Below are 14,927 nucleotides of genomic sequence, written 5' to 3' on the forward strand. Positions count from 1 at the left end.
TCATTCGCTCCGGAAGGCAGGGGAATCACCTATGCAAACCAACATCATTCGCCGCTCGGCTGCGGTCGTCACGCTGAGCTGTGTCGGCACGCTAGGGCTGGCCGGGCACCAGCCGGCTGAGGCTTCTGACATTTGTTACACGTTCACCTCGGCCCACGCGATCGAAGTCAAGTACGGCGATCGAGACTCCAGCGCTGAGGTTCGCGAGGTCAGTTGGTGGCAGTGTCACCTGAAGGCGATTGGGTACGACGACGTCTTCGATGACGGCCACGGGGTATTTGGCAAGGAGACCCATAAAGCGGTCGTGAACTGGCAGCGCAAGCACCCATCGATCAAGCGCACCGACGGCCTCATCGAGGCCCGCACGATGAACTCGATCCGGGCCGCTTGTCCTATCGACTTCTGATCAATCGACGAGGGCGCTAGCGATCGGCCGTCGGGCCACGCCCACGCGGCCAGTGGTCGCCATCCTCGAGATTGGCCTGTCCTCGATCGCGGCGCTCGCCGCGTGGGTCGAGGCGCTCCTCATCCGTGTCGCTGATCGCTCCGGGGGCGCCGCCGTGCGAGAACACCGGACCCTCGCTTGAGTCGCGGCCAATGATGTTGAAGACGATGTTGAGCACCACCGCCATGATCGCGGCCGAGGTGATGCCTGAGTCGAAGATGGTGCGGAACCAGTCCGGGAAGTGCTCCCAAATCTCTGGTCGCACGATAGGAGCCAAGCCGAAGGCGACCGACGTCGCGACGATGACGATGTTGGCGTTGCCACTGAAATCGACCTCTTTGAGAGTACGAATCCCGCTGGCCGCAACCGTCCCGAAGAGCACCAAACCCGCGCCGCCGAGGACAGACATCGGCACGGTGGCCACGAGCGCGCCCAGCACTGGGAAGAGTCCGAGGACGATCAGGATGCCACCGCCGTAGGCGACGACATAGCGGCTGCGGATGCCGGTGATCGCGACGAGGCCGACGTTCTGCGCAAATGCCGACAACGAGAAGCCATTGAAGACGCCCGCCACTGCCGTGCCGAGCGTGTCTGCGCGCAGACCATTGGTGACGGTGTCGCGGTCCGCCGGCTTCTCACACACCTCGCCGAGCGCGAGGATGTCGGCCGTCGCCTCAGTCATGATGACGAGCATCACGATGAACAGCGAAATGATGGCGCTCGCCTCAAAAGTGGGCGCTCCGAAGTGAAAAGGCGTCGGCACTTGGAAGGTCTTGGCTTCACCGATCGCGTCGAGGTTGGCCATGCCGAGGGGAATGGCGATCAGAGTGCCGATCACCAATCCGAGCAGGATCGCGATCCGCCCGAAAAAGCCCGGCAGGAACCGATAGATCAGCACAATGATCAGGACGGTCAGTCCCGCCATACCTAGATGTTTGGCCTCACCGAATTCGGGTGACCCCACGCCGCCCATCGCCCAGTCGACCCCGACGGGTATCAGTGACAGGCCGATCATCGTGATGACCGTTCCGGTCACAACCTCAGGGAAGAACCGCAGCAGCCGAGTAAATACGGGCGCCAGGATGAATCCGGCGAGACCCGCGACGATCAGGGCGCCGTAGATCTGCTGCAAGCCCTCGTGCCCACCGCCGGTCGAAGCGCCGATCGCCAACATGCTCGACACCGCCACGAACGAAGTGCCCTGCACGATGGGCTGACGCGCGCCGATCTTCCAGAAGCCCAAGGTTTGAAGCAAGGTCGCCAGGCCAGCCATAAACAGCGAAGCCGAGACGAGGTAGATCTGGTCAGCCGTCGACAGCTTGAACGCACCACCGATGATGATCGGCACCGCGACCACGCCGGCATACATGCTCAGGACGTGCTGGAAGGCGTAGAGAAGTGAAGGCCCCGGTGGCAGGACCTGGTCAACCGGGTGCTTCTCGGTGGCAGGCGCGGACATCTAGCTCACCAACCTTGGCCAGGGTCGAATGCGCTTGATTGCGAAGAGTTTTCGTCGCGTTGGATGGTTGCTTCGATGAGCCCGTACGGCCGGTCGTCGGCGTGGTGGACTTCGCAGTTGTTTTCCAACCCGAACGGCGTCAGGTCGAGCACGAAGTGGTGGTTGTTTGGGCAGGAGAATCGGATCTCCTCTAGTGAGTCGGCTGCGTCCAGGGCAGCGGTCCCCATTTCCCAGATCGTGTGCTGGAGGGCATAGGAGTAGGCATTGGCGAAGGCTTTAGTGATCGCGTCGTACACCGCTGCGAAGGACGCCTCCCAGTCGACCTCCGTCGACCCGTGCCGCCATTGCGCCGTGACGTCCGTTGCCATGACGCGGTCATTGGTCGGCTTGAGCGTCGTGTATTTCTCCTCGTAGAACCCATGGAACTCCGAGTCCGTGGTCTTCAACACGGTCAGGTCTTTCAGCCCGGAGACGACCGCTTCCTCATCCGATGACTTGGTGACGGTGACCGTACGGACATAGTCCTTGTTGCGGACGAACCCGTGCGGGGTTCCGTGAGCGCGCTCCCATGGGAACGCTTCGACCTTGACACGGCAACTCGTGATCTGCGGTACGTCATCGACGAAGTGCCTCGCCAGCGCGAGCGCCAAACCCTCTGGTGTTCGGGCCTGTTCACCGTGTTCCTTCATGAACGCGTTGACGGTGTTTTTGGTGGCGTCAGTCGTCAGGACCTGGGCTTGATCGCCGGTCTGGTGGGCATCGACGAAGTCGCCTTGGTGCGCAACACTGACGTTGTAATCGACCAGGTCGTGTTCGGCCTCGCGGCCGCCGTCGCGATAGACGCGCACGACGTGGATTTCGGCCTTGCCGTATTGGTTGTGCCCCAGCACGTAGGACATGTCTTAGCTCCCTCGATAGGTAGAGAAGGCGAACGGGCTGAGCAGCACCGGAACGTGATAATGCCGGTCGGTGTCCACCAGGAAAGTGATGGCGACCTCGGGGTAAAAGCCCTGAATTCCTTGGGCCTGAAACCAGTCACCGGTGGCGAAGGTGATGCGGTACGTGCTGGGCGCCAGGCCGTCGGGTGCGAGGTCGGGCACTCGCCCGTCGTCATTCGTCCTTCCCGCGCCGACTATCGCCTCGCTGGCGGCATCATCCGCACGGACCGTCACGCTGACCTCGACTCCACGCGCCGGGTTTCCGGTGACGGCATCGAGTACGTGCGTGGACAGTGTTGCCATATCAGCCTCCTGGTGGGGGTCAGTCGGTGAGCAGTCCCTCGAGACGCAGCCGAGTGATCTGTCGAAGTTGTTCGCGGACCTCGGCCCGCTCGGTGTGGTCGTCCTGATCTAGCCGTCGAGTGAGTTCGGCGAGCATGTCTTCCGGGCTGCGACCGGCGGCGCGGATCAGGAAGACCCGGTTGAAGCGTTCCTCGTAGGCGACATTGCCTGCGCGCAGACGGGTCTGAACGTCGGCGTCCGCATCTGCCACGCTCGCCTGTTCCTCGCGGCTCCACTGCGCGTCGGCACCGCTGCCGGCGGCGCGGTCACCGATGCGCGGGTGACCCGACAGCGCGTCGTCAATGGCGGAGTCGCTGATGCCCGCAAACGCACGGTCGCAATCCGCCAAGACATCCTCAACGGTGGCGAAGGGACGATGGGCTAGCAGCGCACGTACCCATTCTGGGCTCGCGCAGCAGGCCAACAGCACGTCACTCAGATTGGTCGATTCTGCCGAGTTCAGTTGTTCCAGAGACAGTTTGGTCGTCATGACGCCTCCGCGCCGCTGTCGAGTTGGGCTGCGAGGCGTCGGGCGACCTTCTGTAGCGCCGGGAGAATCCGGTCCTCCAACGCTGGGTTGAGCCGCGGCTCGGGCGCCGAAAGCGAAACGGCGAATTGGGCCGTTGCGCTTGGGACCGGGACGGCCAGGCATCGCACGCCCGCCTCCATCTCGCCGGTTTCCGCGGCAAAGCCAAGCGTGCGGACCTCGGCAAGTTGGGCGATGAGCGCCTCGGGGTCAGTCATCGTGTGCGGCGTCTGCGCTCGCATCCCGGTACGCCCGAGAATGGCGCGAGCTTGATCGTCCGTCAGCATGGACAACAGCGCTTTGCCCGCCGCTCGGCAGTGCAGCGGTACGTGCTTGCCGAGTTCGGTGAACATGCGCATCGCACGAGGTGCCGGCACTTGGCTGACGTAGACCAACTGATCGCCATCGAGCGTCGCGAGATTGACTGTCTCGCCGAATTCTTTGACTAGAGAGTCAATTTCGCGCGTGCTTCGGGATCCGAAACCCTCACGTGCCGTGTTGCCGAGCGGAATGAGCCGGACGCCTAGGGCGTAGCGACGGTCGGGCAATTGACGCAGGTAGGAGCGATCGACCAGCGTCCTGACCAAGCGATGAATCGTCGGCATCGGCAACTGAGCCTCGGCGCTGATGTGGCTGAGCGTCGCCTCTCCACCAGCGGCGTCCACGACTTCGAGGATCTCCAAGGCGCGCGTCACCGACTGCACACCGCTGGGTCGTGGTTGGCTACACATGGTGTCGACATCCTCCAGATTGAGACACTCTCGTAATTCCGTGCTACGGAATCTACACTCCACAATGTAGAAATCAAGTGCATCGTTGGTGACAAGGAGAACTAGATGTCAGCGCCAAGTCCCGGGTATTCGATCACCGTCCGAGTCGAGTGCCCGACTGACCCGTCTGCGACCGCACGACTTTCGACAGCAATCGCTGAGGCGGGCGGGCAGGTCACGGCGCTCGACGTCGCGGAGAGTCGCCACGACGCGATGATCGCGGACGTCAGCTGCAACGCGTCCGGCGAGGACAACGCCGAGCAAATCACTGACGCCATCGACGCACTCGACGGTTTCGTCGTCAAGAAGACCTCAGACGCGACGTTTCTGCTGCACATTGGCGGCAAGATCGAGGTCAGGCCCAAAGTTGACCTCAAGCACCGTGACGACCTGAGCCGGGCGTACACCCCCGGCGTGGCAAGAGTCTGTCTTGCCATCGCCGAGAAGCCCGAGGACGCACGGCGACTCACCATCAAGCGCAACACAGTTGCCGTCGTGACAGACGGGTCGGCTGTGCTCGGGCTTGGGAACATTGGGCCGGCTGCTGCCCTACCGGTCATGGAAGGCAAAGCGGCGCTGTTCAAGCAGTTCGCTAACGTCGACGCCTGGCCGGTTTGCTTGGACACCCAGGACGCCGATGAGATCGTCAACATCGTGAAGGCGCTAGCGCCGGTCTATGGCGGCGTAAACCTGGAGGACATCTCCGCCCCAAGGTGTTTCGAGATTGAGGAGAGACTGCGCGACGAGCTCGACATCCCGGTCTTCCACGACGATCAACACGGCACGGCCATCGTCACGCTGGCAGCCCTCATCAATGCGCTCAAGGTCGTCAACAAGCGCATCGAGGACGTGCGGATCGTCGTGAGCGGCGTAGGGGCGGCCGGCACCGCGATCATCAAGCTGCTGATTGCGGCCGGTGCGCAAGGAAAGAACATCATCGGCTGCGACAGCAAGGGCGCGGTGACCCACGTCAAAGAGGGCTCCGGCGCAACCCGCGAATGGTTGGTCGAGCACACCAACCCAGAGAAGCGCTCTGGCTCCCTGTCCGAGATGCTCGCCGACGCTGACGTCTTCATTGGTGTCTCCGCCCCGAACATCCTTACGGTCAACGACGTGGCGACGATGGCCGATGCTGCCATCGTGTTCGCCATGGCCAACCCCGTGCCCGAAGTCGATCCGATCGGCGCCGCCGAGCACGCTGCGGTCGTCGCGACCGGACGCAGCGACTTCCCCAACCAGATCAATAACGTGCTCGCCTTCCCCGGCTTCTTCCGTGGACTCCTTGATGGCGGCACCAGCGATATCGAGGACGAGATGTTGTCCGCCGCAGCCGAGGCGATCGCTGGCTGCGTCGCGGACAGCGAACTCAACGCGAGCTTCATCGTGCCCAGCGTCTTCGACCCCGAAGTGGCACCTGCGGTCGCCGAGGCCGTGGCGGAGGTCGCCAAGGCCAAGCGGCAATGACTGAGAACCCACCTCCAGTCGAGTCACTGCTCACCACTCTCGACTCCACCCTCGCCGATGCGGATTCCTTTTTAGCGCAGCACTATCCGGGAGATCGCGTTGACCGGCAGCCGGTGCACACGGTGTATGTGCCTGCCGACCGTTTCTCGGCCGACGCTGTGAGCCAGTGGGGTGCGGAAGCGCGTCGGCTCCTCGATACCTTCGCGCCAGACGTGGGCTCACTTGCTCGCGCCGTGGACGCGCCAGAAGATGAGGTTGCACCGGCATACGAGGCGATGCGGACCAAGTTGGAGCACGAGCCTGTTGAAGACCTGCGCGTCGACTTCGAAGACGGCTACGGAAGGCGTCCCGACGACGTCGAGGACAAACACCTGAGTGCGGCCATTGCGGGGCTCAAGGCGATGGCCGACAGCGGGACCCGTCCGCCTTGGTTTGGCATCCGCTTCAAGTGTTTCGAGGCGCCAACTCGCGAGCGCGGCGTGCGAACGCTCGCCCAGTTTGTGGAAGGCTTCGCCGAGGCCAGAGCGCTTCCGGACGGCTTCACGCTCACTCTGCCGAAGGTCACCTCCGTGGACCAGGTGGAAGCCATGGTGACCGCCGCAGAATGGCTTGAGGCGACGTACGAACTCGATTCTGGCGCTGTCGGATTCGAGATTCAGGTCGAGACGGCACAAGCGATCTTGGGCGCGGACGGCGCCGCTACCGTCGCGGCCATGGTGCACGCCGCACGCGGGCGCGCAACGTCACTGCATTACGGGACATTCGACTACAGCGCGGGCCTTGGCATTGCAGCCGCCCACCAACGCGCCGATCATCCGGCGGCCGATCACGCGAAGTTCGTCATGCAACTGGCCGCCGCGCAGACTGGCGTACGGATGAGCGACGGGTCCACGAACGTGATCCGGTTTGGCTCAGCTGAGGATGCTGCAGCGACGTGGCGGCTTCATGCCGGATTGGTCGACCGTGCACTGGTGCGCGGCATCTACCAGGGCTGGGACATGCACCCTGGCCACTTGGTATCCCGCTACCTGGCGACGTACCGCTTCTTCCGCCGGGCCATGCCAGATGCCTGCGCCCGGCTGAAGTCCTATGTCGCCAAAGTCGAGGGCGACGTGATGGACGAACCCGCCAGTGCGCGCATGCTCTCCCACGCCCTGCTGCGTGGAATGCAGTGTGGCGCCGTGAGTTCCGCTGAGGTTCAGGCCATTTCTGGGCTGGATGAAGACGCCCTCGTCGCGCTTACTCGCTGATCCGGCGTAGGTCACGGACTCGATCCGTGAGTCGGATGGTCTCTTCAATGTTGAGCGCGACAGTGGCTCGACCGAGGAGGTCCGGCAGTTCGTCGAGCGCATACGGCCTCGCCTGTGGTCGCTCTCCGCGACGCCCGACAGTCACAGTCTCGTGCGTGATCGTCGTGAGTGCAGGGGTCCCGTCGCTGGCAACGCCGTGCTGATTGACGGTCAGGCTGCGCCGGAAATGTGAGGCGGGCGCAGTGCTCGTCCAGTGATGACCCATCTCGACGTCAACCGGACGCACGGGCAACTCATCGGTGACGTGCATTCGCTCCCACTTGCCGGTCCGGTTCCGCCACAGTTCCCATGCCACTCCGCCGGGCTGCTCGGCCTGGGTGGCACGGATTCGATGTGGCCATAGCCCACCCCGCAGTTCGCCGCCGTCGCGCAACTCGATCGGCCCAAGCGGCGGCACCCCGATGCCTGGATCGACGAGATAGCGGCGGCCGTCAAGCTCGACGACCAGGTCGAGGTGCGTGCGCGGCGCCGCGTCCGGATCACCGACACGAGCCAGGTGCGGCTGCACGTGATAACCGAGCCGGTCCAGAACGGCGTGAAAGAGCGTTGCGTGTTCGAAGCAATAGCCGCCCCGCCGCCGTTGAACAAACTTCTCCTGCACGGCTGCGAGCGAAACGCCTTGATGCTGAGCCAGCAGAACGTCGAGGTTCTCGAACGGGAAGGTCCGCGCGTGCGCTGTCTGGAGCCGACTCAACGCAACGAGTGAGGGCTCCTCTTCCGAGGCTCCTATCCGGACGAGATAGGCCTCCAGGTCGAGCGCGGTCGTATTCCAAGTCACGTGCGAAGCATGCAACCTCAAGTCGACCTGAAGTCAAGCGAACCCTTGCCCTGAGGCAGGACTACTGCAGTTCGCCACCACATCAATGTGAGTCGCCTGGGTTCGCCCTGCCCAAGGACTGAACTGCCGTAGGAATGTCTGGGCCGAAGAGATTGGTTCTCGCCGTGAGCCGGGGCAGGATGCACGTATGAAGGTCGTCGTCGCCGTAGACAAGTTCAAGGGCTCGCTCACCGCAGCTGAGGTGGGCGACCACCTCCGCCGCGGCTTGACCGCCGACCGCAATGACCTCGAGGTCGTGTGCGTACCCATCGCAGACGGCGGGGATGGCACGCTCGCGGCCGCCCTTGCCGCGGGGTACGCCCCCGTCTCCGTGGAGGTGCGCGGGCCAACTGGCCAGGCGGTCCACACACAGATCGCCGTCTACGAACACACAGCGGTCGTCGAACTTGCGACCACCTGCGGGCTGGAACGTCTCCCGGAGGGTCGCCTCGCCGCACTCACCGCTTCGACCGAGGGCGTGGGCCAGGCGATCGCGGCAGCGTTGGACGCTGGCTGTCGCACGATCGTCCTCGGGCTGGGCGGCAGCGCGAGCACCGACGCCGGAGCCGGCATCCTGACCGCGCTCGGGGCCCGCATCCTGACCGCCGAAGGCACACCGGTGCGGCCGGGTGGGGAGGGATTGGCCTCCGCGGTTGACCTCGAGCTGACTGCAGCGATTGATCGACTGCGCGGTATCAACCTCATCATTGCCAGCGACGTCGACAATCCCCTCACGGGCCGCAAGGGCGCGGCGGCGGTCTACGGGCCACAGAAAGGGGCGAGTGCTGACGAGGTCCGCGTCCTTGACTCCGCGCTCGCGCGGTTTGCTCGCCTCGTCGCAGACGCCACCGGGACGGACTGCAGCCCGCTGCCGGGTGCTGGGGCGGCGGGTGGCGCCGGATTCGCGGCCTATGTCCTTGGTGGCACGTTTCGCCCGGGCATCGAGCTCATCCTCGAACTGGTCGACCTGGAGTCCCACCTCGACGACGCCGATTTGGTCATCACCGGCGAAGGCTCCCTCGATGAGCAGAGCCTCAACGGCAAAGCTCCCGTTGGCGTAGCGGCCGCGGCGACGCGGCACAGCGTGCCGGTGGTGGCCGTTGCGGGGCAGGTCTCGGTCGACCCGGAACGATTGCGTGAGAATGGGATTCGACGGACATACGCCCTGACGGACCTCAACCCCGATGTGGACGAGTGCATCGCGTCTGCCGGGCCGCTCTTGCAGCAGCTCGCTCAGCAAGTCATCGCCATTCACGAGGCAGGAGAGCCGATTTCATGACAGCCCAGTTTGATCTGGTCTTCCGCGCTGACCGCGCAATTGTCAATGGATCCGAGCGTGCCGTGAGCATCGGCATACGCCGCGGCCAGGTCGTCGAGATCGCGGACCGGGATGCGGACCTATCTGCCGCCGAGGTGATCGAGCTCGGTCCGGACGAAGTTCTGATGCCGGGCTTCGTCGATGCCCACGTGCACGTCAATGAGCCGGGTCGCACCGAGTGGGAAGGCTTCGCGTCGGCTACCCGTGCGGCCTTGCGAGGTGGAACCACGACCATCATTGACATGCCGCTCAACTCGCTTCCTCCGACAACGAATGTCGCTGCACTTGAGGAAAAGAAGGCAGCGGCGCAGGGTCAGTGTTTCGTCGACGTGGGTTTCTGGGGCGGTGCTGTGCCAGGCAACATCGATGACCTGCTCCCCCTTCATGACGAGGGCGTATTCGGCTTCAAGTGTTTCCTCCTCGATTCCGGCGTTCCGGAATTCCCTCCCCTGTCACCGGAAGAACTACGCGAGGACCTACGCCGCACCGCACTGATAGGGGCGCTGATGATCGTGCATGCCGAGCGCGCCGAGGAGATCGATGCGGCGCCGCACGTACCCGGCCCCCACTACTCCGACTTCGTTGCGGGACGACCAGATGCCAGTGAGGTCAGCGCAATTCGCTTGGTCATCGACACGATGCGGGACACGGGGGCACGGGCGCACATCCTGCACCTATCCAGCGCGGAAGCACTGCCTCTGATTCGAGACGCAAAGGCCGAGGGGCTACCTCTCACCGTTGAGACCTGCCCGCACTACCTCACATTCACCGCGGAAGCGATCCGAGACGGGTCGACTGCCCACAAGTGTTGCCCGCCCATTCGCTCCAGCGCCAACCAAGATCGCCTATGGGAGGCACTTGCTGACGGGACCATCGACTGCATCGTCAGCGACCACAGCCCAAGCACTCCCGATCTCAAGACTCCGGACTTCGAGTCGGCCTGGGGCGGTGTCTCCTCAGTGCAGGTCGCCGCTGCTGCCGTCTGGTCTGGTGCACGCGAGCGCGGGCACTCGTTGGTAGACCTGGTGCGTTGGATGAGCGAGGGGCCGGCCAGAGTCGCTGGCGTCACCGACAAGGGCGGCATCCGCGTCGGCGGGGACGCTGACCTGATCGTCTTCGCCCCCGAAGACACGCAACACATCGACGCCGCCACACTCGAACACAAGAACAAGGTCAGCGCCTACGACGGTCTTGAGCTTGCGGGCGTCGCCCGCCGAGTCTGGTTGCGTGGCAATGAGATCAGCACCAAGCGCGCTGACGGGCGCTTCCTGACGCGTACGCCCTGACTTGCCCGACAACGCTGGTCGAGTAGCCGCGAGGAACGAGCGGCGTATCGAGACCACCTACTTCGAAGGAGCACGATGACCTACTACGTCCCGCGCGGCGGGCTCCCCAGCCAGACCGACCTGACCACCGAGCGATCGGTGTTCACCGAGTCCTATGCCGTCATCCCGCGGCGCACCATGACCGACATCGTGACGTCATTCCTGCCGTTTTGGGAAGGCATGCGCATGTGGATCATCGCGCGGCCGCTCTCCGGTTTCTCAGAGACGTTCTCGCAGTACATCGTCGAGGTGCAACCCGGTGGCGGCAGCGACAAGCCTGAACTCGACCCGGGTGCGGAGGCGGTGCTTTTCGTCACCACCGGCGAGCTAGAACTCACCATCGACGGCGAGCAGCACACCATGACCGACGGCGGGTATGCCTTCCTGCCGCCAGGCGCTCGCTGGACCCTGCACAACCGAGGCGATGAGGTGGCTGGCTTCCACTGGATCCGGAAGTCCTACCAGCACGTCGACGGCGTGGAGGCGCCCGAGGCCTTCGTCACCAATGAGAAGGAAGTCGCGCCGACTCCGATGCCCGATACCGACGGCGCCTGGGCCACAACGCGATTCGTGGACCTCGCGGATATGCGACACGACATGCACTGCACCATCGTGACCTTCCAGCCCGGCGGAGTAATCCCCTTCCCGGAGACGCACGTCATGGAACACGGGCTGTATGTCCTGCAGGGCAAGGCGATGTATCTCCTCAACCGCGACTGGGTCGAAGTCGAGGCAGGCGATTTCATGTGGCTGCGCGCCTTCTGCCCGCAGGCCTGCTACGCCGGCGGACCGGGCCCGTTCCGCTACCTGCTCTACAAGGACGTCAACCGGCACGCGCCGCTGACGGGGTACTTGCGCTAAGGCCATCGCTCACCAGACGCGTACCGCTGCTGCGTCTCATGTCACCTCGGCCGGGTCGCATGGTGGACATTTGAAAAGTCCTTCGGGCGAATAGACATCACGAGGGTGAATCTTTGCCAGGCTTGTCGACGTCACTGGCAAGAACTACCTCGAAGGATCTTGATGCATGACTCCCGCGCCCTTGTCCGTGGTCGACTGAAGCGTTTCCGGCAGGAGTACCTACCCGCCGCGCTCTACCGCGACCGCACGCCGCTCACGCTGCGGCGCTGGGATGCGCCCGGGGAGCCGGTGCCGTTCGACGAGGCGGCCGGTCAGATATTCGAGCCGTTCGAGGCGGGCGCCGGGCCTGCCTCGCGGTGGGGCAAGCCGTGGGGGACGAGCTGGTTCCGGGTCACCGGTGAGGTGCCGGATGAGTGGGTCTCGACAAGGTCGACCGGCGTAACAAGCTCGACCGGCGTGGTCTCGACAGGCTCGACCGGCGTGGTCTCGACAGGCTCAACCGGCGATGGGCGCTCGACCGGCGATGGGCGAATCGAGGCCGTGGTCGATATCGGCTTCAACTCTGCCGGGCCGGGCTTCCAAGCCGAGGGCACCGCCTATACCGCCGACGGAACCATCATCAAAGGCATCGAGCCACTGAATCTCTGGGTACCACTCGACGGAATCAGCCCAGACGGCAAGCAGATTGACTTCTTCGTCGAGGCAGCAGCCAACCCGTTCATCTCGGAGAACGGTTGGTTCATCCCCACCCCGCTCGGGTCCAAGTCGACTGCCGGAGACGCCGAGCTGTATGAGTTCCGCAGCCTGGATCTCGCAGTCCTGGACGTCGCGGTGTGGGAGTTGACGCGCGACATCGAGGTGCTGGCCGGATACATGGAGGAGTTGCCGCAGGACTCGCCGAGGGTTCACCAGATCGAGGCGGCGCTCGACCAGATGCTCGACGCGGTCGACCCGCGCGACCTCGCCTCCACCGCGTCCGCCGGGCGCGAGGCACTCCAAGGGGTGCTTGCGGCCCCCGCCGTCGCCAGCGCCCACCAGGTTCTGGCCACCGGCCACGCCCACATCGACTCCGCCTGGCTCTGGCCCACCCGCGAGACCGTACGCAAGTGTGCACGCACGTTCTCCAACGTCATCGATCTGATGGACGACGACCCGGACCTGGTCTTTTCATGCTCCTCGGCGCAGCAGTTCGAATGGATCCGGCTGCACTACCCCGCCCTGTTCGAGCGACTCAAGGAGAAGGTTGCCGCCGGACAGTTCGTGCCGGTCGGCGGCATGTGGGTGGAATCCGACACCAACCTTCCCGGCGGGGAAGCACTGGCGCGCCAGTTGATTGAGGGAAAGCAGTTCTTCCTCGACCAGTTCGGTATCGACACCCAAGAGGTATGGCTGCCGGACTCCTTCGGCTACACCGCGGCGATGCCGCAGCTCGTGGAGGCCAGCGGGTCGCGCTACTTCCTCACCCAGAAAATCTCTTGGAACGACACCAACACCATGCCGCACCACACCTTCCAGTGGGAGGGCATCGACGGGACCCAGGTCTTCACTCACTTCCCGCCGGTCGACACTTACAACTCGGACCTGTCTGCGAAGGAGATGCTTCGCGCCGAGCGACAGTTCCGTGAGAAGGGCGCGACCAACATCTCGCTCGTGCCCTTCGGCTGGGGCGATGGCGGCGGTGGCCCCACCCGCGAGATGCTCGGGGACGCCGCACGCCAACGTGACCTCGAAGGCGCTCCACGCGTCGAAATCGGCAGTGCCCAAACGTTCTTCGAGCGCGCCGAGGCCGACTACACCAAGCCCCCGATCTGGTCGGGCGAGCTTTATCTTGAATACCACCGCGGCGTATACACCTCCCAGGCCAACACCAAGAAGGGCAACCGACGCAGCGAACATCTGCTGCGTGAAGCTGAGTTGTGGGCAGCCACCGCGACCGTACGCACCGGTATCGACTACCCCGCCGAAGAACTGCAACGCATCTGGCGCGTCGTGCTGCTCAACCAGTTCCACGACATCCTGCCGGGTTCGTCCATCAGTTGGGTCTACGAGGACGCTGAGCGCGACTATGCCGAGATCGAGAAGAGCCTTGAATCGATCATCGCCCAGTCGCTGGATGCTGTTGTGGGGCAAGGTGATTCCACGATCTGCGTGAACGCCGGCCCGCATGAGCAGGAGGGGGTCCCGGCGCTAGGTGGCACAGTCGCGGCGCATGCGCGAGCCACACGTACCGTCTCGGAGCAAGACGGCGGGGCCGTCCTGGCCAGCGAGCACCTCCGCGTGACGATCGACGCCAATGGCGAGATCGCCTCGATTAGGGACCTGCGGCATGATCGGGAGGTTGTCCCTGCCGGCTGTACCGCAGCACGACTGGAACTCTTCGAGGACATCCCAAACGAATGGGACGCCTGGGACGTCAACGAGCACTACCAGCGAAATGGTCTCGATACGGCCTCCGCAAGCTCCGGCCTACTCGACCAACGTGGGGATGGTCTCGATACGGCCTCCGCAAGCTCCGGCCTACTCGACCAACGTGGGGTTGGGCTCGACCAGGGGGGAGAGGCAGTGGTGATTGCCCAGACAGTTGGCAATTCGACTGTTCGGCAACGTATCTCGCTCAGTCCGGACGGCACCGCGATCGACATGTCCATCGAGGTGGACTGGCAGGAGCGGCAGCGGCTGCTCAAACTCGCGTTCCCGATCGACCTGCACACCGAGCGGGCAACGTCGGAGATCCAGTTCGGCCACGTACACCGCCCCATCCACCAGAACACCTCCTGGGACATGGCCCGGTTCGAAACCTGCGCGCACCGGTGGGTGCATGTCAGCGAGCCCGACTATGGCGTGTCGGTGTCCAATGACTCGACGTATGGCCATGACATTCAACGCATTTCGACCGAAGCCGGGCCGGCCACCCAGGTGCGCTTGTCTTTGCTTCGCGCGCCACAGTTCCCTGACCCCGACGCCGATACCGGCAAGCACTCCTTCACCGTGCGTCTTACCCCCGGCGCAGCCATCGCAGATGCCGTGGCCGAGGGGTACCGGCTCAATGTTCCGCTGCGTGAGGTCACCGGAGCCGAGGCACCCAAGCCTCTGGTGACGTTGGATAACCCTGGCGTCGTCGTCGAAGCCGTCAAACTCGCGAGCGATGGCTCTAGTGACGTGATCGTCCGGGCATACGAGGCGTACGGCCAGCGCGCGACCGCCACCGTCAGCACCTCGTTCAATCATCACTCGGTGGTTGAGACCGATCTTCTTGAGCGTGAGGTGAAGCGCAAGTCCCTACACGAGGATGCGCTCTCCCTACGGCCATTCCAGATCGTGACCCTTCGATTCCGTCGGTGAGGTGATGACG

General features: G+C 64.2%; 13 protein-coding genes. 7 read left to right on the forward strand and 6 right to left on the reverse strand.

Features of this window, described 5'->3' with window-relative positions:
- Positions 1–31 precede the first annotated feature (31 nt).
- Positions 32–406, forward strand: a complete 375-nt coding sequence (locus F562_RS0112835) for a peptidoglycan-binding domain-containing protein (RefSeq protein WP_018157371.1) — start codon at positions 32–34, stop codon at positions 404–406.
- 16 nt (positions 407–422) lie between these two features.
- Here the strand turns inward: F562_RS0112835 and F562_RS0112840 are convergent, their stop codons facing one another.
- Genes F562_RS0112840 through F562_RS0112860 form a run of 5 tightly spaced genes read right to left on the reverse strand, consistent with a single transcriptional unit; the run spans position 423 to position 4,441 of the window.
- A complete protein-coding gene (locus F562_RS0112840; RefSeq protein ID WP_018157372.1) occupies positions 423–1,904 on the reverse strand; it encodes a nucleobase:cation symporter-2 family protein in 1,482 nt (493 codons plus the stop codon).
- A gap of 5 nt (positions 1,905–1,909) precedes the next feature.
- On the reverse strand, positions 1,910–2,803 hold the full coding sequence (gene pucL / locus F562_RS0112845; RefSeq protein WP_018157373.1) for a factor-independent urate hydroxylase: 894 nt from the start codon (positions 2,801–2,803) through the stop codon (positions 1,910–1,912).
- A 3-nt stretch (positions 2,804–2,806) separates the two neighbouring features.
- Complete coding sequence (gene uraH / locus F562_RS0112850; RefSeq protein WP_018157374.1) at positions 2,807–3,145, reverse strand: hydroxyisourate hydrolase; 339 nt, start codon at positions 3,143–3,145, stop codon at positions 2,807–2,809.
- Positions 3,146–3,164: 19 nt separating this feature from the next.
- Entirely contained in the window at positions 3,165–3,674 is a 510-nt protein-coding gene (gene uraD, locus F562_RS0112855; protein ID WP_018157375.1) for a 2-oxo-4-hydroxy-4-carboxy-5-ureidoimidazoline decarboxylase, read from the reverse strand.
- A complete protein-coding gene (locus tag F562_RS0112860) occupies positions 3,671–4,441 on the reverse strand; it encodes an IclR family transcriptional regulator (protein WP_211206458.1) in 771 nt (256 codons plus the stop codon). Before F562_RS0112860 ends, uraD begins: the two co-directional genes overlap by 4 nt.
- Before the next feature lie 105 nt (positions 4,442–4,546).
- On the opposite strand from F562_RS0112860, the gene F562_RS0112865 reads away from it, so the two are divergent.
- The gene (locus F562_RS0112865; protein ID WP_018157377.1) at positions 4,547–5,944 is read left to right on the forward strand and encodes an NAD-dependent malic enzyme; all 1,398 of its coding nucleotides are present in this window, start codon (positions 4,547–4,549) and stop codon (positions 5,942–5,944) included.
- On the forward strand, positions 5,941–7,194 hold the full coding sequence (locus F562_RS0112870) for a DUF6986 family protein (protein WP_018157378.1): 1,254 nt from the start codon (positions 5,941–5,943) through the stop codon (positions 7,192–7,194). Before F562_RS0112865 ends, F562_RS0112870 begins: the two co-directional genes overlap by 4 nt.
- On the opposite strand, the gene F562_RS0112875 is transcribed toward F562_RS0112870, so the two are convergent.
- On the reverse strand, positions 7,184–8,032 hold the full coding sequence (locus F562_RS0112875) for an arylamine N-acetyltransferase family protein (RefSeq protein ID WP_018157379.1): 849 nt from the start codon (positions 8,030–8,032) through the stop codon (positions 7,184–7,186). The two genes, F562_RS0112870 and F562_RS0112875, sit on opposite strands and share 11 nt — an antisense overlap.
- A 187-nt stretch (positions 8,033–8,219) precedes the next feature.
- Here F562_RS0112875 and F562_RS0112880 point away from each other — a divergent pair, with 187 nt between their 5' ends.
- From F562_RS0112880 to F562_RS0112895, 4 genes are all read left to right on the forward strand, one after another.
- On the forward strand, positions 8,220–9,350 hold the full coding sequence (locus F562_RS0112880; RefSeq protein WP_018157380.1) for a glycerate kinase: 1,131 nt from the start codon (positions 8,220–8,222) through the stop codon (positions 9,348–9,350).
- Complete coding sequence (allB, locus tag F562_RS0112885; RefSeq protein ID WP_018157381.1) at positions 9,347–10,675, forward strand: allantoinase AllB; 1,329 nt, start codon at positions 9,347–9,349, stop codon at positions 10,673–10,675. The genes F562_RS0112880 and allB overlap by 4 nt, the downstream gene beginning before the upstream one ends.
- Before the next feature lie 75 nt (positions 10,676–10,750).
- On the forward strand, positions 10,751–11,575 hold the full coding sequence (locus tag F562_RS0112890) for a bifunctional allantoicase/(S)-ureidoglycine aminohydrolase (RefSeq protein WP_018157382.1): 825 nt from the start codon (positions 10,751–10,753) through the stop codon (positions 11,573–11,575).
- A 162-nt stretch (positions 11,576–11,737) separates the two neighbouring features.
- Positions 11,738–14,917: an alpha-mannosidase gene (locus tag F562_RS0112895; RefSeq protein WP_018157383.1), complete on the forward strand. Its 3,180-nt coding sequence runs from the start codon at positions 11,738–11,740 to the stop codon at positions 14,915–14,917.
- Positions 14,918–14,927: the final 10 nt, after the last annotated feature.

This window comes from Demetria terragena DSM 11295 (genome assembly GCF_000376825.1).
Lineage (GTDB): Bacteria > Actinomycetota > Actinomycetes > Actinomycetales > Dermatophilaceae > Demetria > Demetria terragena.

What these genes read in the sequence shown, in the direction of transcription:
- F562_RS0112835 (WP_018157371.1), top strand. Translation starts at nt 32, where the DNA reads ATGCAAACCAACATCATTCGCCGCTCGGCTGCGGTCGTCACGCTGAGC.
- F562_RS0112840 (WP_018157372.1), bottom strand. Translation starts at nt 1,904, where the DNA reads ATGTCCGCGCCTGCCACCGAGAAGCACCCGGTTGACCAGGTCCTGCCA.
- pucL (WP_018157373.1), bottom strand. Translation starts at nt 2,803, where the DNA reads ATGTCCTACGTGCTGGGGCACAACCAATACGGCAAGGCCGAAATCCAC.
- uraH (WP_018157374.1), bottom strand. Translation starts at nt 3,145, where the DNA reads ATGGCAACACTGTCCACGCACGTACTCGATGCCGTCACCGGAAACCCG.
- uraD (WP_018157375.1), bottom strand. Translation starts at nt 3,674, where the DNA reads ATGACGACCAAACTGTCTCTGGAACAACTGAACTCGGCAGAATCGACC.
- F562_RS0112860 (WP_211206458.1), bottom strand. Translation starts at nt 4,441, where the DNA reads ATGTGTAGCCAACCACGACCCAGCGGTGTGCAGTCGGTGACGCGCGCC.
- F562_RS0112865 (WP_018157377.1), top strand. Translation starts at nt 4,547, where the DNA reads ATGTCAGCGCCAAGTCCCGGGTATTCGATCACCGTCCGAGTCGAGTGC.
- F562_RS0112870 (WP_018157378.1), top strand. Translation starts at nt 5,941, where the DNA reads ATGACTGAGAACCCACCTCCAGTCGAGTCACTGCTCACCACTCTCGAC.
- F562_RS0112880 (WP_018157380.1), top strand. Translation starts at nt 8,220, where the DNA reads ATGAAGGTCGTCGTCGCCGTAGACAAGTTCAAGGGCTCGCTCACCGCA.
- allB (WP_018157381.1), top strand. Translation starts at nt 9,347, where the DNA reads ATGACAGCCCAGTTTGATCTGGTCTTCCGCGCTGACCGCGCAATTGTC.
- F562_RS0112890 (WP_018157382.1), top strand. Translation starts at nt 10,751, where the DNA reads ATGACCTACTACGTCCCGCGCGGCGGGCTCCCCAGCCAGACCGACCTG.
- F562_RS0112895 (WP_018157383.1), top strand. Translation starts at nt 11,738, where the DNA reads ATGCATGACTCCCGCGCCCTTGTCCGTGGTCGACTGAAGCGTTTCCGG.